We start from the raw sequence: 22,998 nt of genomic DNA, 5'->3' as shown, positions 1-22,998 counted from the left end.
CAAATTGATATTGAGGACGGAAGCTCAGCCACCGTTGATCTTTCCGGACTGGTAGACGATGCCGACGCAGATCCGACCAATGAATACAATACAGGGGTAGCCATGAATGCCGGGGCGGTTGAAGTTACTGATGGCGGAGGAACCCTGGGTACTTCCCTGATCAGTACGGATGCCAACAATGATATTATTGCCGGAGCAGACGGTGCGTTGTATCTCAATGTGGCTTCTGTATCTATCGCTGAAACGATTACCAACCTGAGTGATAATGGAGACGGCACCTTTACCTATGTTAATGAAAATGGTGTTAATCAAACAGTTGCCAAATCCGATATCACGGACAATGGCAACGGGACGTACACCTTTACCAATAATGATGGTACAGATGTAACCCTGGACACGCGAGCGGCTTCCAATCCCTACGATAATAGTACTTCAGGTCTTGCTGCTACTGACGTTCAGGCCGCTATCGATGAAGTTGCGGGAGGAAGTTCTGATGATCAGAATCTAACGGGCGCTACCCTTACCGGAACCGACCTGCAAATCGATATTGAAAATGGTAGTTCAGCCAATGTTGACCTTGCCGGTCTCGTAGACGATGCCGATGCCGATCCGACTAACGAATTGAACACCGGTATCAGTTTTGACGGGACCAACCTTACCGTAACAGATGCTGGTGGAAACCAGAGTGTTGACATTAGTAGTGTAAGTACCGATAATCAGAATTTGACAGGTGCTACCCTTACCGGAACTGACCTGCAGATCGATATTGAGGACGGAAGCTCTGCTACCGTTGACCTTGCCGGTCTTGTAGACGATGCCGATGCGGATCCGACAAACGAATTAAACACCGGAATCAGCTTTGATGGGACCAATCTTACGGTATCGGATGCAGGTGGAAACCAAAGTGTGGATATAAGCGGAGTAAGTACCGACGATCAGACTGCTGCTGAGGTAACTTATGACAACAGCATTTCTGGCTTAACGGCTTCCGATGTACAGGCCGCGATCGATGAAGTGGCCGCGGGAAGCACCGATAACCAGAATTTAACAGGCGCTACCCTTACCGGAACTGACCTGCAGATCGATATTGAGGACGGCAGCTCTGCTACCGTTGACCTTGCCGGTCTTGTAGACGATGCCGATGCCGATCCGACCAACGAATTGAACACCGGTATCAGCTTTGACGGTACTAATCTGACAGTGACCGATGCGGGTGGAAATCAAAGTGTGGACATTAGTAGCGTTAGTACTGACGATCAGACCATTGCAACCGACGGCAGTGCGGGAAATATCAGTATTGAAAACGGCAATGCACTCACCCTGAATGTGGATGATGCCGATGCCGATCCAACGAACGAATTCAATACAGGAGCTGGAATGAATGCCGGTTCCCTGGAAGTTACTGATGGTGGTGGAACGCAATCCACTTCCCTCATTAGCGCTGATGCCAACAACGATATTACGGCCGGTTCTGACGGTGCTTTATATCTGAATGTTGCCTCTGTTACTATTTCGGAGACAATCACCAACTTAAGCGATAATGGTGATGGGACCTTTACCTATGTCAATGAAAATGGAGTAAACCAGACCGTAGCTAAGGCCGATATCACGGATAATGGAAACGGGACTTATACTTTTACCAATAATGATGGTTCAGACGTAATCCTCGATACTCGAGCGGCTTCGAACCCATACGATAATAGTACTTCAGGCCTTGCGGCTACCGATGTTCAGGCTGCGATCGATGAGGTTGCTGGTGGAAGCACTGACGATCAGAACCTGACCCTTTCTGGAAACACGCTTTCCATCGAAGACGGAAATAGTGTAGACCTTAGTGGTTACCTGGACAACACTGACGACCAAACCATCTCCCTGACCGGGAATACCCTGGCCATCGAAGACGGCAATAGCGTAGACTTAAGTGGCTACCTGGACAATACAGACGATCAGACAGCTGCTGAGGTAACTTACGACAACAGCACTTCCGGCTTAACTGCTTCCGATGTACAAGCTGCAATCGACGAGGTTGCCGCGGGAAGCACCGACGATCAGAACATCAGTGGATCCGGACTTAGCGGTACTACGCTGACCATCGGCATTGAGAACGGAACCAATGAAACCGTGGATCTTTCTTCTCTTGCAGATAACACCGACGACCAGACCATTTCCCTGACTGGAAATACCCTGGCCATTGAAGACGGCAATAGCGTGGACTTAAGTGGTTATCTGGACAATACTGACGACCAGACTGCAGCTGAGGTTAACATTGCCGATGCAGGAGGAAACTTTACGTCCACAGAAGTTGAAGGCGCCCTTGCAGAACTGGCTGCTGGAAGCACTGATGATCAGAACCTGACGCTCTCTGGAAACACACTTTCCATTGAAGACGGAAACAACGTAGACCTGAGCGGGTATTTGGATAACACCGACGATCAGAACATCAGTGGTTCCGGTTTGAGCGGAACTACCCTGACCATAGGTATTGAGAATGGAACCAACGAATCCGTGGATCTTTCTTCCCTTGTTGGAACTGATGATCAGACGGCTGCCGAGGTAACTTACGACAACAGTACCTCCGGCTTAACGGCTTCCGATGTACAAGCTGCAATCGACGAGGTTGCTGCAGGAAGCACCGACGATCAGAACCTGACCCTCTCCGGAAACACCCTTTCCATCGAAGACGGGAACAACGTAGACTTAAGTGGTTACCTGGACAACACTGATGATCAGAACCTGACGCTTTCTGGAAACACGCTTTCCATCGAAGACGGAAACAATGTAGACTTAAGCGGTTATCTGGACAACACCGATGATCAAACAGCTGCTGAGGTCACTTACGATAACAGCACATCTGGCTTAACAGCATCTGATGTACAAGCCGCGATCGATGAGGTTGCTGCCGGAAGCACTGATGATCAGAATCTGACTGGCGCAACCCTTACCGGTACCAGCCTGCAAGTCGATATTGAGGATGGAAGCTCAGCTACCGTTGATCTTGCCGGTCTTGTAGACGATGCCGACGCCGATCCTACGAATGAATACAACACAGGTGTTGGAATGAACGCCGGTTCCCTGGAAGTTACTGATGGTGGTGGAACGCAATCCACTTCCCTGATTAGTACCGATGCTAACAATGATATTGCTGCCGGTTCTGACGGTGCTTTATATCTGAATGTTGCCTCTGTTACTATTTCGGAGACAATCACCAACTTAAGCGATAATGGTGATGGGACCTTTACCTATGTCAATGAAAATGGAGTAAACCAGACCGTAGCTAAGGCCGATATCACGGATAATGGAAACGGCACGTATACCTTTACAAATAATGATGGTTCAGACGTAGTCCTCGATACCCGGGCGGCTTCTAACCCCTATGACAATAGTACTTCTGGGTTAACAGCTACCGATGTTCAGGCTGCGATCGATGAGGTTGCTGGTGGAAGCACTGACGATCAGAACCTGACCCTTTCTGGAAACACCCTTTCCATCGAAGACGGAAACAATGTAGACCTAAGCGGTTACCTGGACAACACCGACGATCAGAACATCAGTGGATCCGGACTTAGCGGTACTACGCTGACCATCGGTATTGAGAACGGAACCAACGAAACCGTGGATCTTGCTTCCCTTGTCGGAACTGATGATCAGACAGCTGCTGAGGTAACTTACGATAACAGCACTTCTGGTTTAACGGCTTCCGACGTTCAGGCTGCGATCGACGAAGTTGCTGCTGGTAGCACTGATGATCAGAACCTGACGCTTTCTGGAAACACGCTTTCCATCGAAGACGGTAATAACGTAGACTTAAGTGGTTACCTGGACAATACTGATGATCAGAACCTAACGCTTTCTGGAAATACCCTTTCCATCGAAGACGGTAACAACGTAGACCTGAGCGGATACCTGGACAACACCGATGATCAGACAGCTGCTGAGGTTACTTATGACAACAGCACCTCTGGCTTAACGGCTTCCGATGTACAAGCTGCGATCGACGAGGTTGCTGCTGGCAGTACGGACGATCAGAACCTGACGCTTTCTGGAAACACGCTATCTATCGAAGATGGGAACAACGTGGACTTGAGCGGTTACCTGGACAACACCGACGATCAGAACCTGACTGGAGCTACCTTAAATGGAAGCAACGTCCTTCAGATCGACATAGAGAATGGATCTTCTACCAGCGTAGACCTCTCTTCTCTTGCAGATAATACTGATGATCAGAACCTGACCCTCTCCGGAAATACCCTTTCCATTGAAGATGGGAACAACGTAGACCTGAGCGGATATTTGGACAACACCGATAATCAGAACATCAGTGGTTCTGGTTTGAGCGGAACTACCCTGACTATCGGTATTGAGAATGGTACTGACGAAACGGTGGATCTTTCCTCCCTGGTTGGAACTGATGATCAGACAGCTGCTGAGGTTACTTACGATAACAGCACATCTGGCTTAACAGCATCTGATGTACAAGCTGCGATCGACGAGGTTGCTGCTGGAAGCACCGATGATCAGAATCTGACCCTCTCTGGAAACACCCTTTCCATCGAAGATGGGAACAATGTAGACCTAAGCGGGTACCTAGATAATACCGACGATCAGAACATCAGTGGATCCGGACTTAGCGGTACTACGCTGACCATCGGTATTGAGAACGGAACCAACGAAACCGTGGATCTTTCTTCCCTGGTTGGAACCGACGATCAGAACCTGACCGGAGCTACCTTAAATGGAAGCAACGTCCTTCAGATCGACATAGAGAATGGATCTTCTACCAGCGTAGACCTCTCTTCTCTTGCAGACAACACTGACGATCAGAACCTGACCCTTTCTGGAAATACGCTTTCCATTGAAGACGGAAACAATGTAGACTTAAGTGGTTACCTTGACAACACTGATGATCAGAACCTGACGCTTTCTGGAAATACCCTTTCCATCGAAGACGGAAACAATGTAGACTTAAGCGGTTATCTGGACAACACCGATGATCAGAATATCAGTGGGTCCGGACTGAGTGGAACTACCCTTACTATCGGAATTGAGAATGGAACCAACGAAACCGTTGATCTTTCTTCCCTGGTTGGAACCGACGATCAGAACCTGACCCTCTCAGGAAACACACTTTCTATCGAGGATGGAAACAACGTAGACTTGAGTGGTTACCTTGATAACACCGATGACCAGACCGCTGCTGAAGTAACTTATGACAATAGCACTTCCGGATTGACTGCTTCCGATGTACAGGCTGCGATTGATGAAGTTGCTGCAGGAAGCACGGATGACCAGAACATCAGTGGTTCCGGCCTAAGCGGAACTACCCTGACCATTGGAATAGAGAATGGTTCTAACGAAACTGTAGATCTTTCTTCTCTAGCAGATAACACCGATGATCAGAATCTGACCCTTTCTGGAAACACCCTTTCCATTGAAGATGGGAACAACGTAGACCTGAGTGGTTACCTTGACAACACAGACGATCAGAACATCAGTGGTTCTGGTTTAAGCGGAACTACCCTGACCATTGGTATTGAGAACGGTACTGACGAAACCGTTGATCTTTCTTCCCTGGTTGGAACCGACGATCAGGACCTGACCGGAGCTACCTTAAATGGAAGCAACGTCCTTCAGATCGACATAGAGAATGGATCTTCTACCAGCGTAGACCTCTCTTCTCTTGCAGACAACACTGACGATCAGAACCTGACCCTTTCTGGAAACACGCTTTCCATTGAAGATGGGAACAATGTAGATTTAAGCGGATATCTGGACAATACCGACGATCAGAACATCAGTGGTTCCGGACTGAGCGGAACTACCCTGACCATTGGTATTGAGAACGGGACTAACGAAACAGTAGATCTGGCTTCATTGGTCGACGATGCCGATGCCGATGCTTCCAATGAGTTGCAGACCATCAGCAGGTCTGGGACGGATATTACCCTATCCGATGGAGGAGGAACGGTATCCATTGCGGATAATGACAACGATTCTTCCAACGAGTATAACACCACATTTGCGGTGAATTCCGGCAACCTGGAATTGACCGACGGAGGGGGAACCCTATCGGTTCCGGTATCCAGTTTGGGAACAGATGATCAGTTCGACGACGAAGTATCTCTCAGAACGCCTATCGATGTAGATGAAGGCGCGGAGTCTTCACCTACAAATGAAACTACCGTTCAGGAGGTGATCAATGCTATCGCGCCGATTACTTCGAAGGCAGCCCGGGTATTCTATCCGCCATCCATAGCAATAGATGCCTCGGCCAATGGAACCGGGTTTACCGTAGATCTTTACGCACAGTACATTGCTCAGTTCGGAACGCCTGCCGTAGCGAGCGCAGGGGCGCCAACTGCCTTGCCGACATATGCTGCAAATGAGCTGTATTACTATGTAACCTACGCGGATCCCGCTGTTTTCGACAATATGAGCATTGATGCCAATGGGGTACTGACTTATGATATTATCGGACAACCTACCGATTACAACTCGCTGATTAACGTCGTGTTTGTAGTCAGATAATCCGAAGTCAGTAAACGTTGAGCTCCCAAGTCTTGAAAATAAACTTTCGACATATCAAACTCCTGCTAGCCAGCCTGTTTTTACTTGGTATTTCCCAGGTGCAGGGTCAATTCCTCCTGCAGGCACCCAATGGCGGCGATGAGTCAAATTATCGTTGGTATGAGGCTTCGGATACCAGTACGGTACTCGGAACGGATTTCTTTTATGAAGCCACTCAACCTGGAGTCTATTTTGCGACTTACGACGGCACCTTGTGCGGGTCCAACGCCACCGGGTACTTTATTCTAACCGATTGTAATAGCCCGGAAAACGAAGTAACCCTGGATATTTCGGCCAATGTAGGAGCGAGTGCAACCGTTAACTGGAGTCCAGCTGTGGGAGGAGATCAGCTTCGGCCCGTAGTAATTGCTACCCAGACGGTTTCCACCTATACGGCATCCATCCTGAAAGCAGGAGTTAGTATTGATCTCCCGCGATTTACGGTAGTTTGTATGCAGCAGGCAGCTACCCTGGTCGATGACTTTGTTACCGTTAATGAAGATGTAAGTATTGTTGTGCCGGTTTATGATAATGATTCCGGCATCCCCCAGGATGGTACCATTACGGCTACCGATCCGGCTAATGGAACAGTTACCATTGATGATAATGGTACACCGAACGATCCCTCAGATGACATCGTATCCTATACCCCGGATGCGGACTTTAACGGTACAGATACTTTTGACTATACGGTTTGTACTTCCTCAGGGGATTGTAGTACGGCAACCGTTACGGTGACCGTAAATCCGGTTGTGGATGCTGAGGACGATTTTGCCGCAACATTCGTAAACACTCCGATTACAATTGATGTGCTGGTAAATGACAATGATATTCCTAATGTTGGAACCTTGACCTTTACCAATCCGGCTAATGGTACCGTTACAGTCAATGATAACGGCACTCCAAATGATCCTTCGGATGATACCCTTGATTACACTCCGAACCCAGGATTTATAGGTACGGATACCTTTACCTACACCCTTTGCGATGATCAGGGTAGGTGCGATAGTGCTATTGTAACTGTGGTGGTGAATCCTCCCGGTGTTGATCTGGATTCGGACGACGATGGTATTGTCGACGCCTTCGAAGATCTTGACCTTGACGGCGACGGAGATCCCGCTACCAATCCTACTGATACCGATGGTGATGGCATTCCGGATTACCTGGATATTGATAGTGACGATGACGGTGTCCCAGATAACGTTGAGGCCCAGGCTACCTTCGGCTACATCGAGCCCTCCGGAGTCGACGCCAATTTCAACGGCCTGGACGATGCTTATGAAGCTGGCGGTGCTGTTGGCCTGATCCCTGAAGATACCGACGGAGACGGCATTCCGGATTATGTGGATGATGATAGTGACAACGATGGCGTTCCCGATGCAATTGAAGCACACGACCACGATCAGGACGGTGTGGCCGATGTTACCTGGGTTGGATCCGATAAGGACAACGATGGACTTGACGACGGTTATGAAGGAGCTACCCAGATCGATAGTGATGTCAATGACGAAATTGACGATCCGGCTAACGACTTGCCGAATACCGATGGGGCCGACGACGTGGATTACCGCGATACCGACGATGATAACGACGGAATCATGACTACTGAAGAAGATGCGAATCGCGATACGGATTTCAGTAATGATGATATCGATGAAGACGGAATTCCAGATTACCTGGAACGAAATGTCGATGATAATGTGGACCCGATCAATGTGGTAACTCCGAACGGAGATAATGTCCACGATTACTTCGAAATCCGCGGTCTGGAGAACTTCTCAAATAATACTGTGAAGATTTACAACCGATGGGGAGTGCTGGTATACTCTACCAGGGCTTATAATACGAATGGTAACGTCTTTGACGGGACCTCAAACGGAAGGGTTACTGTAGACGCTGACCAGAAACTTCCGGTGGGAACTTACTTCTACGTAATCGATTACGTGAATGACGATGGACAGAATATCCAGCTTGCAGGATACTTATACCTAAACAAATAAATCATGCCTAAACGTTTTCCCATCCTGAAACATCGCCTGGCATTCTCAGGTATCCTGTTATTCTTACTCTTATTGCCCATGCTAAGTTCGGGGCAGCAGGACGGGCAGTATACCCAGTATATGTATAACACGGTTAGTGTTAATCCCGGATATGCCGGATCTCGTGGACATTTTAGTATTGCGGCCCTGCACCGGTCACAATGGGTGGGCCTGGATGGAGCGCCTTCCACCCAAACCCTGAATCTGCATACCCCTTTAGGATATCGTGGCGTTGGGGTAGGGCTATCGGTAATCAATGATGTTATCGGACCAACCTCGGAAACCTATCTGGATTTTGATCTGTCCTACACCATTATGCTGAGTAATGCTGCGGAGTTGAGCTTTGGCCTCAAGACGAGTTTACATCGATTGGATATTGCCTATTCTGAACTGGATGAATTTTCCATTGATCCTCAATTAATGGCGCTGCAGGACATTGAAAATCGCTTCGCTCCGAATATCGGAGCAGGAGTTTATTACCATACAGACAAATTCTATCTGGGCCTTTCTGCTCCCAGAATGCTGGAAACCAAGCACTTTCAGGAAGGAAATTCGCCAACTATCGCCAACGAACAGATGCACTTTTATCTGATTACGGGATATGTTTTTGAATTGAGCCCACTGATGAAGTTTAAGCCAACACTGCTATCCAAGGCGGTAAGGGGAGCTCCACTGCAGGTAGATGTTTCTGGTAATTTCCTGTTTAATGACAAGTTTGTTTTAGGAGCAGCCTATCGCTGGGATGCCGCTTTTAGCGGAATGGCCGGGTTCTACTTCTCGGATAACAAATTTTTCCTGGGACTGGCCTATGATAAGGAAACAACGGAATTGGGAAGTGCGGCGTTTAATGACGGTTCTTTCGAAGTCATTTTACGCTACGACTTTATCGTGACCAAAGGGAAGGTTAAATCGCCCCGATTCTTCTGATTTTGTGATAGATTTTACATTTAAAGACTTCGGGTTCTAGGCAAAGGGCTTTATTTTTGTGTAATGACCGAAGAACAGGTAGTCCTCGTAAATGAAAGCGATGAAGTTTTGGGAACCATGCCCAAAATGGAAGCGCATGAAAAAGCGGTTCTTCACCGCGCATTCTCTGTATTTATTTTGAATTCCAAAGGAGAGATTATGTTGCAGCAACGGGCTGCACATAAATATCATTCTCCCTTGTTGTGGACCAATACCTGCTGTAGCCACCAACGGTTGGGCGAAAGCAATATAGAGGCTGGCAAAAGAAGGTTACAGGAGGAGATGGGTTTCCGCACAGAACTGCAGGAACTTTTCAGTTTTATTTACAAAGCTCCTTTCGATAATGGCCTTACCGAACATGAGTTGGATCACGTGATGTTGGGTCAATTTGAGGGCCAACCCGACATAAACCCGGAAGAAGTGGCCGCCTGGAAGTGGATGACTCCCGATGCAGTAGCGGCAGACATGGCTGCACATCCAGAACAGTATACGGCATGGTTCCGAATTATTTTTGAACGGTTTCACACCTATTTGAAGGATAACAAGTTGATCAATGCGGGTTAAAGTCAGTAGAAAAGCACATTTCAATGCGGCCCACAGGCTCTACCGTCCGGACTGGGACGATGCTAAGAATCTCAGGGTTTTCGGTAAATGCAGTAATCCTAAATATCACGGACACAATTACGAACTCATTGTGAGTGTAACCGGGGAGATCGATCCGGAAACGGGTTTTGTCATTGACCTCAAAGTGCTCAAGGATTTGATTCGCGAACAGGTGGAGGATGCTATGGACCACAAAAACCTCAATGAGGAGGTGGAAGAGTTCAAGGAGCTGAATCCGACTGCAGAACATATTGCGATGGTAATCTGGAAGCGACTCAGGCCCCATCTGCCTGAGGGAAGTGATCTGGAGGTTCAACTCTATGAAACTCCGAGAAACTTTGTAACCTTTACAGGCTGAGATGGGATTGCAACAAGGCAAGACTGCGCCGGATTTTGAATTAAAGGATCAGGATGGTGAAAAATTTCATCTGGCATCCGAGTTAAAGAAGGGTCCCGTAGTTCTCTTTTTCTACCCGGCAGATTTCACCCCCGGATGTACCGCTGAGGCTTGTTCATTCAGAGACAGTTATGAGCAATTCACCGACGCAGGCGCGATAGTGGCCGGTATTAGCACGGACTCCGCCAATTCCCATCGTAAATTTGCTTCAAAATATCGTTTGCCTTTCACGCTTTTGAGTGATACGGGAGGAGCTGTGGCCAGGAAATTCGCTGTAGGGCGCAGGCTAATGGGGCTACTTCCGGGCCGGGAAACCTTTGTCATTGACCGCAATGGGATGGTTCGTTTGAATTTTAATTCAATGGGCCCAAAAGGTCATGTGAGGACCGCACTACAAATCGTACGTGAGTTAAAGGGCGACTAAACCTAAAAATTATGTCAGATTTCAAGGCTTATCCAGTACGTTTTGAACCTATTTTTAAAGAACGCCTCTGGGGAGGAAAGAAGCTAAATACTGTCCTGAACAAGGATGTTGAAGGAGAGCATATTGGTGAAAGTTGGGAATTATCCGGGGTGCCTGGAGACGTCAGTGCGATCGTCAATGGCGACTATAAAAATCAAAGCCTGAATGAGCTCATTGAGGCCCATCCCAAAGAAGTGTTGGGGGGGTCTGTTTACGAACGTTTCGGCAAAGAATTCCCTATTCTGATCAAGTTCATAGATGCCAGGCTCGACCTGTCCATTCAATTACATCCGAACGACGAATTGGCCCGCGAGCGCCATAATTCCTTCGGTAAAACTGAAATGTGGTACGTTATGCAGGCCGAGGAAGATGCGGAATTAATAGTGGGCTTTAAGGAGCCTGTAAGTAAGGCTGTTTATGAAGAAGCCCTTGCGGAGGGAAAACTCACCGACTTACTGCATTACCAGCCGGTAAAGCCCGGGGATGGGTTCTTTATCCAAAGCGGAAGGGTCCATGCTATAGGAGCTGGAATTCTTTTGGCCGAAATTCAGCAAACCTCTGATGTAACCTACCGCGTTTATGATTTTGACCGTGTAGATGCCCAGGGGAATAAACGGGAATTACATACTGAGTTGGCTTTGGATGCCATGGATTTTGGGGCTGACCGGGATTTTGAAATGGACTATGCCCGAACCCCGAACCAATCGAATAACATGATTGCCTGTCCTTATTTTACCACGAATTACCTGAAGGCGGAAGGCGAGGTGAACCTCGATGTAGCCCAGCGGGGTTCGTTTACCGTGCTGATGGGTATTTCGGGATCGTCAGAGATTACAGTTGACGGGCACTCGGAAACTTTGCTTGCAGGTCAGACCTTATTGGTTCCTGCTGCCGCTGAGCGCATATCTGTCCAATCTTCAGGGGCAGAGTTGCTAGAAGTGAGTGTATAAGTGCAGGAAGTCGTACTTTTACAGCAAAATCCAAATCATGGCTAGCATCCGAATTCTAAAGCGGGACATCAATAACGTACTTGGGGACATCATCGAGGCGGTTTATATCGTCGAAGCAACTCAGGGTTCTGAACCTACTCAAGAAGGTTCTGCTATTATCGACAAGGCAATTGATACCTTCGATACACTTATCGCCAAGGTAAACGACAAAGAGGTCGAAAACCGTCGTAAGCACCTGAAAGAAGTTCGTAAAGAACTTGAAACAGAGGCAACAGCTCTTGTTGGCCGTATCAATAAGTTAGAAGCTTAAGTTTTCTCCCCAGGGATACCGGATTTCCCTGAAATCAGTTTTCCGCCTTTTGCGCTTCCACCAGGGCTTTTAATTGCCGTCCATATTTGGATTCGGCAACCTCGGGAGTCAGGACGTTATAGATGGAATCCAGCATTTTTGGATTGGCGCGGCCTTCTTCCGACAATGCCACGAAGGGTGCCAGGTATGAATCCTTGTGATTCATTGCAAAGTTAAGCGCATATAAGGTCGCGCGAATTTCCAGGCGATCTGAAGCTTGTTGCAGGGAATCCAGACCTGCGGAGTCCAGGGAATCCAGCTCCAGTGCGGCGCGATTATACTCCAATTGCTGCACGTTAAAGCGGGAAAGCATTTGCTGATATTCCCGGAATTCTTCCTGTGACTTGGAACCGGAAATCTCAGCTTCATTTTCGAAAGCATTCCATTGGCTGTTGATACGCGTAGCTCCGGGTTCTGCGAAAAACAAGATGCGATCGTTTACTTCATTGTTGTCGGCCTTATCCAAATAGAGATAGAAAAAATCGGGTTCGGAAATCGCAGTGCTCAATTGGTACATACCTTCAGCATCGACCTGCGTTGAATCCAGGCTCACCAAACTGGTGTCCACCACCTGCTGCAGGTAAAGTGTCCCTTTTTTAAGCCCTTTGACCCTTCCTTCCACCAGCAATTCGTCGGCCTTGGGTTCTGAACTACAGGCAACAATTAGCAATAAACCTAACAGGGTATAAATTCCGTTTTTCATCTCGATCAATTTGGGCGCAAAGATGGTATTTTTTTAGGGATATTTCCAAAGCATATACACTCGTATTCCCAGCAATTAAAGGGTAGCTGCTATTTCCATCAGATAGGCACAAAACAGTGCGCCCCCAGTTCCTACCACATAGCCCAATACGGCCAGTAAGACCCCAACTGAAGATAAGGCGGGATGGAATTCGGCGGCAACAACAGGAGCAGAGGCAGCTCCACCCACATTCGCCTGACTACCTACGGCTAAAAAGAAAAAGGGTGCCCGGATCCACTTCGCCACCAGAATTAACAGGCCTGCATGAAAGGCGATCCAGATCAGACCTACCAGGATTAATCCCGGATTTTCAAGGATTCGACTAAGATCCATTTGCATCCCTATTGTCGCCACAAGGATGTAGATGAATACACCGCCAATCTTACTGGCCCCGGCTCCTTCGTAGTTTTTTGCCTTGGTAAAGGAGAGGGCGACCCCCATTATCGTTGCAATAACGACCATCCAGAAGAATTCTCCCCCCAGGAAAGAGAAGAAACTACTGGGATCTGATACGGAGGAGACGCTTTCGGTAAGCCAGGAACTCACATAGCCTCCGAAAAAATGGGCTATCCCAACAGCAAAAAAGGCCATGCTGAAAAGGATCATATAATCGCGAAGGGTAGGCACCCGGGTTATGGATGCTGTGTATTCGCTTACTTTCTGTTTCAGTGTTTCGATAGCGCTTGCATCGGCTTTAAGCCAGGAATCAATTCTTTTAGTCTTACCCACTCCAAGGAGAAGTATGGCCATCCAGACGTTAGCGCCGATAATGTCTACCAGGACCATCTCTCCAAATCGGTCCTGATTAAATTCAAAGATTTCTAGCATAGCGGCCTGATTGGCCCCACCGCCAATCCAACTGCCCGCGATAGTAGCCAGGCCGCGCCATACCGCATCAAAGCCTACGCCTCCCACGGTTTCCGGCGAAAAGGTTGCGACTACCAAAATAGCCAGGGGCCCTCCGATGATAATTCCCGCCGTACCCGTCAAAAACATGATCAAGGCCTTAGGTCCCAGATTGCTTACCGCTTTCAGGTCAATGCTCAAAGTCATCAGTACCAGGGCGGCTGGAAGTAAATACCGACTCGCCATATAGTAGAGTCTGGAATTATCGGCAGATATGATGTTAAAACTGGCTAATATCGACGGGAGGAGGTAACACAGCAGGATACCGGGAACCCAGGTATAAAAACGCTTCCAGAAACCGCTTTTGGACCCTGAGGTTATAAATACAAACCCCAGGCAAAGGGCAAGCAGGCCCAGGACAATGGTATCATTGGTAATAAGCGGTTGTTCCATGCGAAATACTTTGGCGAAAAGATAGGGGATTTTGCCAAAAGCGCTCAAGGGATCCTGAAAGGAAACGGCTATCCTAAATATTCAACCAGTAGGTGAGCTTCAGGTTGATGGATCGGAACTTTGGGCTAAAGCGATCAACGAAATAATTGTCGGTGTAGACAAGGAATAAATCCGACAGGGGAGCAAAGCGCCATTGGAGGCGGGAGTTGATCCCGAAATTGTCCCGTTGATTGCTGTATTGAATCAGCGTATTCCAGAAAAGCGACTTGGAGAACGTAAATTCTATCCGGGGCACGATTAGCCAGATATCTGCCGTGCCATAAGGCTCAGGTAATTCAATATGATCGTAGCGCGCTTGCAGGGAAATAAAAGCCTTGGGTTGTATCCTGAGGTTTGCCGTGCTCTGAAGGGTAAAGCGCGAACCATTGAAAAAATCCCCTATTGTCGTTTGAATCTCGTAGGAAGCGATGCGACGTCGATCCGACTGATAGGAAATCTGTGCATTGTTATAATAGTAATCCGTGTCGGCAGGAAGGGCTTCGGCATCGTCAGAACCTGTTGGGTCAAAATCGCTGAACAAATAGGTATATCGTGAATTCCACTCGATCTGGAATTGCTGCTGCCGGCGCGTTTGCAATTCGTATCGGCCGCGTAAGTTGTAGTCTGTAAGCCTCCAGTCTACGCCAGGCTGCCAAATGGATATTGGGATGAATCTCAGGCTATGGTTATTGACCCATCCGTTTTGCGGCCAAAAGTTGGGCCCAAAACTAAACACGGTCTTAAAGATATCCGTCCGGCGAATGAACCCCAGGTCAGAGGCGTAATCGTCTCCTACGTATACCCCTTGCGCGAAGGCATTCCAGTTGCGCACATTGTAGCGCATACTCAAGCCGGAAGACCATTCACTCCCCTGGTCTCCGGGACTGAACGATCGGTGTGCGAAGGCTCTTCCACTCCAAACATTGTTTGATGAAATCAGGTTGTAATCCAGACCTACGACCCGATTATATCGGTCCGCTTCATCCAAAAAATCGGGGTTTCCTGTTGCCTGCCGGTTAATAAAAAAGAAACCGATATTCGACCGATCGAACACCAGTTGTTGTAAGGCCAGCATGGTATTGTTATTTGCAGCTATTTCATTGGCCGCGTCCTCTTCGGTCTGGATACTGAAAAAGCCCAGTCGTAGATCATCGTTTATTTTTCCACTCAGCCGGGCCCCGGCTACTATTGGGTTTTCAATAGTGTTTCCGTCGATATCTTCGGCGATTCCAATTCGTCGCGAAAAGAAGGGGTTGGCATCATTATCGTCTCCAAAACTGGCGAACAAGTCATTGTTGTCTATAAAGAACTGCCGTTTTTCCGGAAGGGAAACCTCAAAGCGTGTGAGGTTGGTTACCTGATCGTCTACTTCTACCTGAGAGAAATCAGGGTTCAGAGTAAGGTCCAGATTCATACTGTTTCCAATAGAGACCTTGGCATCTCCACCCACTTTAAAGCCCGTATCCTCTGCAATATTTTCCCGGTCCTTGAACCAACTCGTATTCACGTAGGGGATAAGTGCCATTGGGGTCCTGGAGCGTCCCAGCGGCTTTTCAAAGCGCATTTCCCCCATAAAGGTAAGCCCGAAGATATTCTGATTCTGGGGGATGTGCATCCAGGTACTGCTCTCATTGCTTTGGGTATCGAAACGATAACTGTTGAATCGCCACCGCGTTTCGCCTTCCCGAAACTTGAAGGAAGTAAGTGGAATGGCCCATTCTGTGGTATATCGGTCGTCGTAGATTTTGGAGTCCCCCTTCCACTTAACGTCCCAGGAAATCGTAAATCCACTTAGATCTAAGCCTCCGCCAGATACCAACCCTTCCCGGCGCACCCCATAGGGATTCGAACCAAAAAGGAAAGCATTGTTAGCATCGTTAAAAGTGTCGAAAAGCAGGGTAATGTTATCGGAATTCCCGGCGCGGAAATCCCTTCTCAACGATTGAATGGCATAATTCCTACCTGCCGTCCAGACAGTAATCCCTACGTAAAGATGCGTGTCATCGAACAACATCTTGATCTGGGTCTGCTTCCTGGCCTGAATACTATCGACTGGAAAGTATTCCCAGAATTCCTCGGCGGCTTCGGCTTCTTGCCAGATAGGCTCGTCCAAAACGCCATCCGGGGTAATACTTTCCTGGATGTACTTTACGGTAAAGTGTTTATCACCCTTGGTTTGGGCGAAACTTATGAAAACAGTAAAGAGAGATGCGAAGAGGTAGTAGTTCCGCATTCGGAATAGCGCATTTTGGTCAGTCGGGCCTAAAAGTACCAACACTTAATGCTTTGGCCAGAAACATTAACACGATTTTAAGTGCTCCGGGGATTAGCGCCCTTCTTTTTTTCTAAACTTCCGGGTTTTCGCCTTGTTGGGATTCGTGAAGAGTCGTTTGAAGAAACCATCGCGCTTAATTGGCGGGCAGTCCTCCAGGTCTTCGGATTGCTCTGAAAATTCGAAACGTCCACTGACCCAATGTCGCAATTCCGGATCATTTTGGACATCCCGGTACCACAGGGCAAACAAGGGCAATGCAGCGTTAGCCCCCTGACCGATAGTCGTATTGGGAAAGCTCAGGTCGTAACGGTCCAGCCCCACCCAGCTTATGTGTACGACTTTCGGGGTAAGGCCTACAAACCAGGCATCCCTGTTTTTTTGGGTGGTTCCTGTTTTTCCGGCAACATCACCTCGTATGTCATAGCGAGCGCGTAAGCGGGAAGCCGTTCCCTCATTTACAACGTTTTGCATCATACGTAGCATCTGGTCCCGGGTTTCTTCACTAAAGGCCTCCTCATTTATGACGGGTTGGTGAGCAAAGAGTTCGCGTCCTTCGGAATCTTCAATTCTCCGAATCAGAAAAGGGGTGGCCGGCTTCCCCTTGTTCACAAAACTGCTGTAGGCAGCGGCCAATTGCTCCATGGGTACGGATCCGGCTCCAAGGGCTATTGCAGGCTCTTCAGGCAGGGGTTCATGAATGCCCATAGCTTCTGATTGGGCTATCACCCGTGGTATCCCGGTTTCTTCAAGTACTTTTACGGCGACAGTATTTACAGAGTGCGTCAAGGCGTAATTCAGGGTATAATTCAGGTAGGCTTCGTCATCGGAACCCGAATTGGCGGGCGTCCAATCTTCCAGATTCTCATAGCGCACTTCCCTGGCCGAAAAATAGGTGCAAGGCTCCAGTCCTTCCTCCAGGGCTGTAGTGTATACAATAGGTTTAAAAGTGGAGCCCACCTGTCGCTTACTTTGACTTATATGGTCAAACTTAAAGCGCTGGTAGTCAATGCCTCCGACCCAGACTAAAACTGCCCCGCTTCGGGCATCGATGGCGAGGTTTCCGGTTTGCAGGAATCGGGCATAGTGAAGTAAACTGTCTGCTGTACTCGCTTCTACCTCTCGTTCTCCTTGCCAATCTCCCAAAGTCATTAATCTTTTCCGGGATAGCGAGTCCATTATGTCGGCATGTGAAATCCCGGCTGCCTTGAGTTTTCTGTAGGGTTCGGACTCACGCAAATAGGCGTCCTTAAACGTTTTGTCAGACTTCCAGGGCGCGCGATTTCCATAGGCCTTTTCCATTTGCCCTTGAATGGCAGGCATGTGCTCATGCATTCGTTCCTCGGCGATTTCCTGCAGTCGGGAATCCAGGGTGGTATATATTTTCAGACCTGAGTTATAAATATTCAGGTTCTTGTCATCTCCTGGGAGTTCGGCGATCAGGGCAACGGCCTGTTTGCGCACTTCTTCCCGGAAATAGGGCGCCAGGCCCTGGTCGTGTCCATAAGGCTGGTATTGGAGTTGCAGTGGAAGTGCGGCCAGGCTATCGGCCAGGGTAGGGGGAAGGTATTCCAGTTTGGCCATATTTTGAAGGACCAGGTTCCGTCGTTGCGTACTTCGCTCTGGAAAAATTCTGGGATTATACGAATATGTAGCCTTTAGCATGCCGATAAGGACTGCAGCCTGTTCCGTATTTAGTTGGGAGGCAGGTCGCGAGAAAAAGCGCTGGGAAGCACTCTCAATACCATAGGTGTTATCTCCGAAGGAAACGGTATTCAGGTAAAGGTGAAGTACTCCCTCCTTGCCATAGGCTTTTTCCAATCGGCCTGCAATGATCATTTCCCGAACCTTATCCGCAACCAGGCGAATCGTTCCTCCCGCTTTTCGGGGGAACAGGTTTTTTGCCAGTTGCTGGCTTATAGTGCTTCCCCCACCGGCGCTGCTGTCCCCCAGGAGAATGTTCTTAAAGAAAACACGGAACAAGCTGGGGTAATCCACGCCATTATGCTGGTAGAAACGCTGGTCTTCTATGGCGATAAGGGCTTGGGTAACATGTCCGGGAATGGCTTCTGGTGGAATCGGTTGGCGGTCGTTTAGATAATATTTCCCGATAAGGACACTATCGGCCGAATAGACTTCGGTAGCCCGGTCTAACTGGATTTCGGCCAGTTCATTTGTACTGGGGATCCGGCCCCAAAGTCCCAGCCGTACCGAAAGAATAAACCCCGCTACCACCAGGGTTGCTGTCAGGAAAAGTCCAACAGGGAGGCGTGCCCAGCGCGGGAGTTTCAGGAATAAAGTTTTGAGGCGATTCATGGGTGCGAAGTTCCCAAAAATGCGCTAAAAGCCCGGTGGAATTAACATTTCCTTAAACGGGCATTGCTTACTTTTGGAAGGTCATCTGGATTATTTGTTATGCGATTGATTTTCCTTCTTTTGATTTGTTTGCCACTGTGGGGTTGGAGCGCTCCGCCCTATTGGTCAAAAACCGGTCACCGGGTAATTGGGGAAGTGGCCCAACACCACTTGAAACGCAAGGCGCGCAAGGCCCTGGCAGAATTGCTTTCAGGCGAAGGCCTGGCCGAGGTTGCCACTTATGCCGACGATATCAAATCGGATTCTACCTTTCGCAAATTCAGTCCCTGGCATTATGTGAATTTTCCGGCAGACGCCAAGTATACGGATGTCACCCCAAGTCCTTATGGCGATGTTGTTGCCGGGATTCAGCAATGTATCGCGATCCTGAAAGATCCGAATACCTCCAGGGAAGATGAGATCTTCTATTTGAAGATGCTCGTCCATTTGGTGGGCGATTTGCACCAACCCATGCATGTTGGGCGCGCCGAGGATCGGGGTGGGAACGACATTCAGCTGCAGTGGTTCGACCGGGGGACCAACCTGCACCGGGTTTGGGATGCTAACCTGATCGACGATTTTGGCATGAGTTACACAGAACTGGCCAGTACCCTCCCGCGATGGTCGCGCAATAAAATTCGACAAGTACAACAGGGCGATGTGCTGGATTGGGTCGAAGAGGTCCAGGAGATAACCAACCGGGTTTACGATTCGGCTGAGGTAGGGGAGAAGCTCTACTACCGGTATCGCTATGTCTGGTGGGATACCGTAGAACAACAATTACTTACCGGAGGGGTTCGCCTCGCAGCGATTTTGAATGATATCTACGGGTAAATACTACCGCGATTTGGAAATCCGGTTTCCGCTTATAGCCCGCTGCTGGTTCGATTTAAAACGATTTACCTCTTCCGGCCTGCGTTTGGCATGTTTGGTGGAACGGCCCTGAACGCGCTTGCGCCAGCGTTTGAAGGAGGAAGGTTTGAGTTCCCGTCGCATCAGGGTGATAACCGACTCTTCCGGAATGCCGAACTGAAAGGTGATGGCTTCAAACGGGGTACGGTCTTCCCAGGCCATTTCGATGATCCGATCGAGCTCCCGCTCTGTGAATTCAGGTAGTTCCATAGGGTGCAAAGTTAATACAATCGCCTGAAGGTAAGGTTGATCCTCGGGTCAACGGCCTTTCGGGTTTTGGGAATCTGGTGCAGCCAACGATGTTGGGTTTCCCCTTGCATCAGTAATAGGCTTCCATGGGTAAGGGGTACCGAGGTACGAAGGCTTTTATCCTCCCGGTGCTTGAGTTTAAATTGCCGGGTAGCTCCCAGGCTTAATGAAGCAATGACCGGGTTGGTGCCCAGGGCAGCCTCGTTATCGGCATGCCAGCCATTGCTGTCATTCCCATCCCGGTAGAGGTTGAGCAGGCAGGTACTGAATTCCGCACCGCTTGCAGCAGCTATTCGTTTCCGTAAATTATCCAACAGCGGGGTAAAGGGATGCGGGTTTAAAGTCAGGCCCGAATAGGTATAGGATTTACCATGGATATCATAAAGCGCGGTAAGCCGGGGTTGGGCATAGACCTTTCCAAAGACCTTTACATTGTCTTGTCTCCAGGGAGTTTCCTCCAGTAATGTATGATAAATGTCCCAGGCCTCCCGGGGATCCAGGAAATCCTCAGTTAACCGAATATCGCATTCGGGTAAGTCTTTCAGACCTGGGGTTTCTTTGCTCAAGCCATTACCGTTTTAAGCTGATTGCGGTATTCAGAAGGCTTCATCCCCGTGAATTCCCGGAATAGTTTGTTGAAATGGGAAATATTGTTGAAACCACTTTCATAGCAGATCTCCGTAATCGCCAGTTGGTTCTCGGCAAGCAGATTTGACGCATGAACCAATCTGTATTCGTTTACGAATTGTACAAAGGTCTTGTTTGTCGCTTTTTTAAAGTAGCGACAAAATGAAGGAACCGTCATATAAACCAAATCTGCAATGTCCTCAAGGGCTATCGATTCCTTATAGTGGGATTTGACATAATTGAAAATAATATTGATCCGGTCATTTTCCTTTGTCTGTGTTTCCACGATCAGCTGATCTGCATTGAGAATCTGAACATCCTTGCTGCTCCCGAGCTCGTTAAGGATGTTGAGGATAGATAACAGGCGTTGGAAGTCGGACTGATACTCCAGGATTTCGATCTTTTCTCCTATTTTCTTTTTTGAGGCCCCGCCGAACGCCAGGCCACCTTTAGCCTTGGCAAACAAATTCTGGATATTCCGGAGTTCGGGAAGCTCCAGGAATTGATTCCCGAGGAAGTCGGGTTTCATCTGGACTACGGATTCGCTGCGATTTCCGGTATAGGCATCCGTAAAACCACAGTGGGGCAGGTTGGAGCCGATAAGGATTAAATCCCCATCAGTATAGGAGGAAATATGGCTCCCAATCTGACGTCGACCACTTCCCCCATTGACATAAACCAACTCAATTTCGGGGTGGTAATGCCAGATCAAGTCCTTATTGGGTCTGTCAGAACTGAATTTCTGATAGGTGAAGGAATGCCCAAAGTCAGGAGCAATTGCTTCAAATGCTGGTTTAACCTTCTGCATAGCAAATTTTTACTCGAAGTTATATACGAGAATCCCTACAAGATTGCGCAAAATTAACCAAAACCTGTGCAATATTACCATTTAAGAATTATTTAACCTTATCTGATGGTAAAATAACACCATTATTGGATAAACCACTAGTGGTTTCGGCTGGTCTGCACCCCTAGCTTTGTCCTTGTGTAATTTTAAAAATATCACGTCATGAAAAAGCAAAAATTTCAAATCGCCGCATTATTCCTTATGGGTATTATCAGTGTTAATACCCTGGCAGCCAATCCAGATAAGACCCTTCCCGCAATTACCAATAATTATGCAGATCTGGCAGATCCGCACTTTAAGGTAAAAGGGGAGCGCATTCTGGTAAACTTCCTGAACCTGGAAGGCAACACCGTAATCGTGAAGGTCCTGGATCAGGAGAACCGCGTCCTTTATATGGAGCGGATCAAGGATGCCACCGTTATTGAGAAGGCTATCAATTTTGAAAAAGCCTACGAAGGAATCTATCGGGTAGAAGTTTCCCTGAGCGGTGAAAAAGAGAATTTTTCAGAGACTCTGAAAATTGTCCGATAGTGGATGTTTAGTTAGTTTAATTCGGAGAAAGGGAGCCCAAAGGGGTTCCCTTTTTTTTTGCCGGAAGATCCTGACGCCGTTTATTCGGCCAACATGCCCTCGAAAAGTTTCCTTTTTCGATCCCCGAGGAAGGGCACTTCCAGGGCTGCCTTCAATTGGTCGACAGGTTTGTCCCGGCTGAATAACAGGGCGTAATATGCTGCAATGCTGATACCTAACTCGCTTTTTTTCAATAGTGTAAGAGTGTCTCCTGGCCGGACCCATCCCGATTCGAGCACCTGAACATAGGTCCCCGGTTTGCCATGGGCTACAAAGCGTTCAATTACCTCAGGGTCTGAGAAACGTATCCCCAGTTTATAGCAGGGCTCCCTGGGAATGGTAACTCGTACCCGGGCTTCCCCGAGCTGATACTCTGATCCCGGGATCAGCTTTTGTTCATCCAACCCTGCAAGACTCAGGTTTTCGCCAAATTGGCCATAGTCCCACTCCAGGTCGGGATACAGATCCTGCCAATAGGGATAGTTATCCGTGTTGAATAAATATGCGGCCTTGAAGATGTCGCCATGGACCCTGCGATCCCCGATGGTATCTCCGCGAACCCCTTCCGGTGTAAGGTAAACCCCCAGAGCTTTCGGGCGTTTGTAAATGCCTGTAATTTCAGTTTTGCCCCGCCATTGGATTTCCGTTGGCTGCGCAATGTTCGTACTAACTACCCGGGGAGTATTTGCTGATTCCATAGATTGTGAAGGTATAAAAAAAACCGCCCGAAGGCGGCTTATCTCATGATGCGGTGA

Annotated in this window: 18 protein-coding genes; 10 read left to right on the top strand and 8 right to left on the bottom strand. The window is 48.4% G+C overall.

Annotated features, from left to right (window positions below):
* The 8 genes from BM318_RS01495 to BM318_RS01460 all read left to right on the top strand — a co-directional run.
* On the top strand, nt 1-6,525 hold a 6,525-nt coding region (locus BM318_RS01495), incomplete at its 5' end, for a hypothetical protein (protein ID WP_177218238.1).
* 32 nt (nt 6,526-6,557) lie between these two features.
* Nucleotides 6,558-8,564: an Ig-like domain-containing protein gene (locus BM318_RS01490; RefSeq protein ID WP_092982017.1), complete on the top strand. Its 2,007-nt coding sequence runs from the start codon at nt 6,558-6,560 to the stop codon at nt 8,562-8,564.
* Nucleotides 8,565-8,567: 3 nt separating this feature from the next.
* Nucleotides 8,568-9,530, top strand: coding sequence for a PorP/SprF family type IX secretion system membrane protein (locus BM318_RS01485; RefSeq protein ID WP_092980109.1), 963 nt, complete (start codon nt 8,568-8,570; stop codon nt 9,528-9,530).
* A 63-nt stretch (nt 9,531-9,593) separates the two neighbouring features.
* Nucleotides 9,594-10,133 carry an isopentenyl-diphosphate Delta-isomerase gene (idi, locus tag BM318_RS01480; protein WP_092980108.1) on the top strand — a complete coding sequence of 180 codons (540 nt, stop codon included), beginning with the start codon at nt 9,594-9,596 and terminating at the stop codon, nt 10,131-10,133.
* Nucleotides 10,123-10,530: a 6-pyruvoyl trahydropterin synthase family protein gene (locus BM318_RS01475; RefSeq protein WP_092980106.1), complete on the top strand. Its 408-nt coding sequence runs from the start codon at nt 10,123-10,125 to the stop codon at nt 10,528-10,530. The genes idi and BM318_RS01475 overlap by 11 nt, the downstream gene beginning before the upstream one ends.
* Before the next feature lies 1 nt (nt 10,531).
* Nucleotides 10,532-10,993: a peroxiredoxin gene (locus BM318_RS01470; RefSeq protein WP_092980104.1), complete on the top strand. Its 462-nt coding sequence runs from the start codon at nt 10,532-10,534 to the stop codon at nt 10,991-10,993.
* An 11-nt stretch (nt 10,994-11,004) separates the two neighbouring features.
* Nucleotides 11,005-11,982, top strand: a complete 978-nt coding sequence (locus tag BM318_RS01465) for a type I phosphomannose isomerase catalytic subunit (RefSeq protein WP_092980103.1) — start codon at nt 11,005-11,007, stop codon at nt 11,980-11,982.
* 37 nt (nt 11,983-12,019) lie between these two features.
* The gene (locus tag BM318_RS01460; protein ID WP_092980101.1) at nt 12,020-12,292 is read left to right on the top strand and encodes a hypothetical protein; all 273 of its coding nucleotides are present in this window, start codon (nt 12,020-12,022) and stop codon (nt 12,290-12,292) included.
* Nucleotides 12,293-12,326: 34 nt separating this feature from the next.
* Here the strand turns inward: BM318_RS01460 and BM318_RS01455 are convergent, their stop codons facing one another.
* From BM318_RS01455 to BM318_RS01440, 4 genes are all read right to left on the bottom strand, one after another.
* Nucleotides 12,327-13,034 carry a DUF4369 domain-containing protein gene (locus tag BM318_RS01455; RefSeq protein ID WP_092980099.1) on the bottom strand — a complete coding sequence of 236 codons (708 nt, stop codon included), beginning with the start codon at nt 13,032-13,034 and terminating at the stop codon, nt 12,327-12,329.
* A 75-nt stretch (nt 13,035-13,109) separates the two neighbouring features.
* Nucleotides 13,110-14,372, bottom strand: a complete 1,263-nt coding sequence (locus BM318_RS01450; RefSeq protein ID WP_092982016.1) for a DUF819 family protein — start codon at nt 14,370-14,372, stop codon at nt 13,110-13,112.
* A gap of 73 nt (nt 14,373-14,445) precedes the next feature.
* Entirely contained in the window at nt 14,446-16,644 is a 2,199-nt protein-coding gene (locus tag BM318_RS01445; protein WP_092980098.1) for a DUF5916 domain-containing protein, read from the bottom strand.
* A 93-nt stretch (nt 16,645-16,737) separates the two neighbouring features.
* Nucleotides 16,738-18,999, bottom strand: a complete 2,262-nt coding sequence (locus tag BM318_RS01440; RefSeq protein ID WP_092980097.1) for a transglycosylase domain-containing protein — start codon at nt 18,997-18,999, stop codon at nt 16,738-16,740.
* A gap of 99 nt (nt 19,000-19,098) precedes the next feature.
* Between BM318_RS01440 and BM318_RS01435 the strand changes: the two genes are divergently transcribed.
* Entirely contained in the window at nt 19,099-19,872 is a 774-nt protein-coding gene (locus BM318_RS01435; protein WP_092980095.1) for a S1/P1 nuclease, read from the top strand.
* Nucleotides 19,873-19,875: 3 nt separating this feature from the next.
* On the opposite strand, the gene BM318_RS01430 is transcribed toward BM318_RS01435, so the two are convergent.
* Genes BM318_RS01430 through BM318_RS01420 form a run of 3 tightly spaced genes read right to left on the bottom strand, consistent with a single transcriptional unit; the run spans nt 19,876 to nt 21,634 of the window.
* Entirely contained in the window at nt 19,876-20,160 is a 285-nt protein-coding gene (locus BM318_RS01430; RefSeq protein ID WP_092980094.1) for a TIGR03643 family protein, read from the bottom strand.
* Between the two features lie 11 nt (nt 20,161-20,171).
* Nucleotides 20,172-20,765, bottom strand: coding sequence for an alpha-ketoglutarate-dependent dioxygenase AlkB family protein (locus BM318_RS01425; RefSeq protein ID WP_092980092.1), 594 nt, complete (start codon nt 20,763-20,765; stop codon nt 20,172-20,174).
* Complete coding sequence (locus BM318_RS01420; protein ID WP_092980090.1) at nt 20,762-21,634, bottom strand: AraC family transcriptional regulator; 873 nt, start codon at nt 21,632-21,634, stop codon at nt 20,762-20,764. The genes BM318_RS01425 and BM318_RS01420 overlap by 4 nt, the downstream gene beginning before the upstream one ends.
* Before the next feature lie 201 nt (nt 21,635-21,835).
* On the opposite strand from BM318_RS01420, the gene BM318_RS01415 reads away from it, so the two are divergent.
* Nucleotides 21,836-22,204 carry a hypothetical protein gene (locus BM318_RS01415; RefSeq protein WP_092980089.1) on the top strand — a complete coding sequence of 123 codons (369 nt, stop codon included), beginning with the start codon at nt 21,836-21,838 and terminating at the stop codon, nt 22,202-22,204.
* Between the two features lie 80 nt (nt 22,205-22,284).
* Here the strand turns inward: BM318_RS01415 and BM318_RS01410 are convergent, their stop codons facing one another.
* Nucleotides 22,285-22,941, bottom strand: a complete 657-nt coding sequence (locus BM318_RS01410) for an MOSC domain-containing protein (RefSeq protein ID WP_092980087.1) — start codon at nt 22,939-22,941, stop codon at nt 22,285-22,287.
* Between the last annotated feature and the right edge of the window lie 57 nt (nt 22,942-22,998).

The organism is Robiginitalea myxolifaciens, from assembly GCF_900115205.1.
Lineage (GTDB): Bacteria > Bacteroidota > Bacteroidia > Flavobacteriales > Flavobacteriaceae > Robiginitalea > Robiginitalea myxolifaciens.
The sequence above is the reverse complement of the archived record's forward strand: the minus strand, read 5'-3'. Positions and strand labels throughout refer to the sequence as shown.

Coding starts and splice junctions, on each gene's coding strand:
- BM318_RS01435 (WP_092980095.1), top strand. CDS start 19,099: ATGCGATTGATTTTCCTTCTTTTGATTTGTTTGCCACTGTGGGGTTGG.
- BM318_RS01445 (WP_092980098.1), bottom strand. CDS start 16,644: ATGCGGAACTACTACCTCTTCGCATCTCTCTTTACTGTTTTCATAAGT.
- BM318_RS01485 (WP_092980109.1), top strand. CDS start 8,568: ATGCCTAAACGTTTTCCCATCCTGAAACATCGCCTGGCATTCTCAGGT.
- BM318_RS01460 (WP_092980101.1), top strand. CDS start 12,020: ATGGCTAGCATCCGAATTCTAAAGCGGGACATCAATAACGTACTTGGG.
- BM318_RS01440 (WP_092980097.1), bottom strand. CDS start 18,999: ATGAATCGCCTCAAAACTTTATTCCTGAAACTCCCGCGCTGGGCACGC.
- BM318_RS01470 (WP_092980104.1), top strand. CDS start 10,532: ATGGGATTGCAACAAGGCAAGACTGCGCCGGATTTTGAATTAAAGGAT.
- BM318_RS01420 (WP_092980090.1), bottom strand. CDS start 21,634: ATGCAGAAGGTTAAACCAGCATTTGAAGCAATTGCTCCTGACTTTGGG.
- idi (WP_092980108.1), top strand. CDS start 9,594: ATGACCGAAGAACAGGTAGTCCTCGTAAATGAAAGCGATGAAGTTTTG.
- BM318_RS01410 (WP_092980087.1), bottom strand. CDS start 22,941: ATGGAATCAGCAAATACTCCCCGGGTAGTTAGTACGAACATTGCGCAG.
- BM318_RS01450 (WP_092982016.1), bottom strand. CDS start 14,372: ATGGAACAACCGCTTATTACCAATGATACCATTGTCCTGGGCCTGCTT.
- BM318_RS01475 (WP_092980106.1), top strand. CDS start 10,123: ATGCGGGTTAAAGTCAGTAGAAAAGCACATTTCAATGCGGCCCACAGG.
- BM318_RS01455 (WP_092980099.1), bottom strand. CDS start 13,034: ATGAAAAACGGAATTTATACCCTGTTAGGTTTATTGCTAATTGTTGCC.
- BM318_RS01415 (WP_092980089.1), top strand. CDS start 21,836: ATGAAAAAGCAAAAATTTCAAATCGCCGCATTATTCCTTATGGGTATT.
- BM318_RS01465 (WP_092980103.1), top strand. CDS start 11,005: ATGTCAGATTTCAAGGCTTATCCAGTACGTTTTGAACCTATTTTTAAA.
- BM318_RS01430 (WP_092980094.1), bottom strand. CDS start 20,160: ATGGAACTACCTGAATTCACAGAGCGGGAGCTCGATCGGATCATCGAA.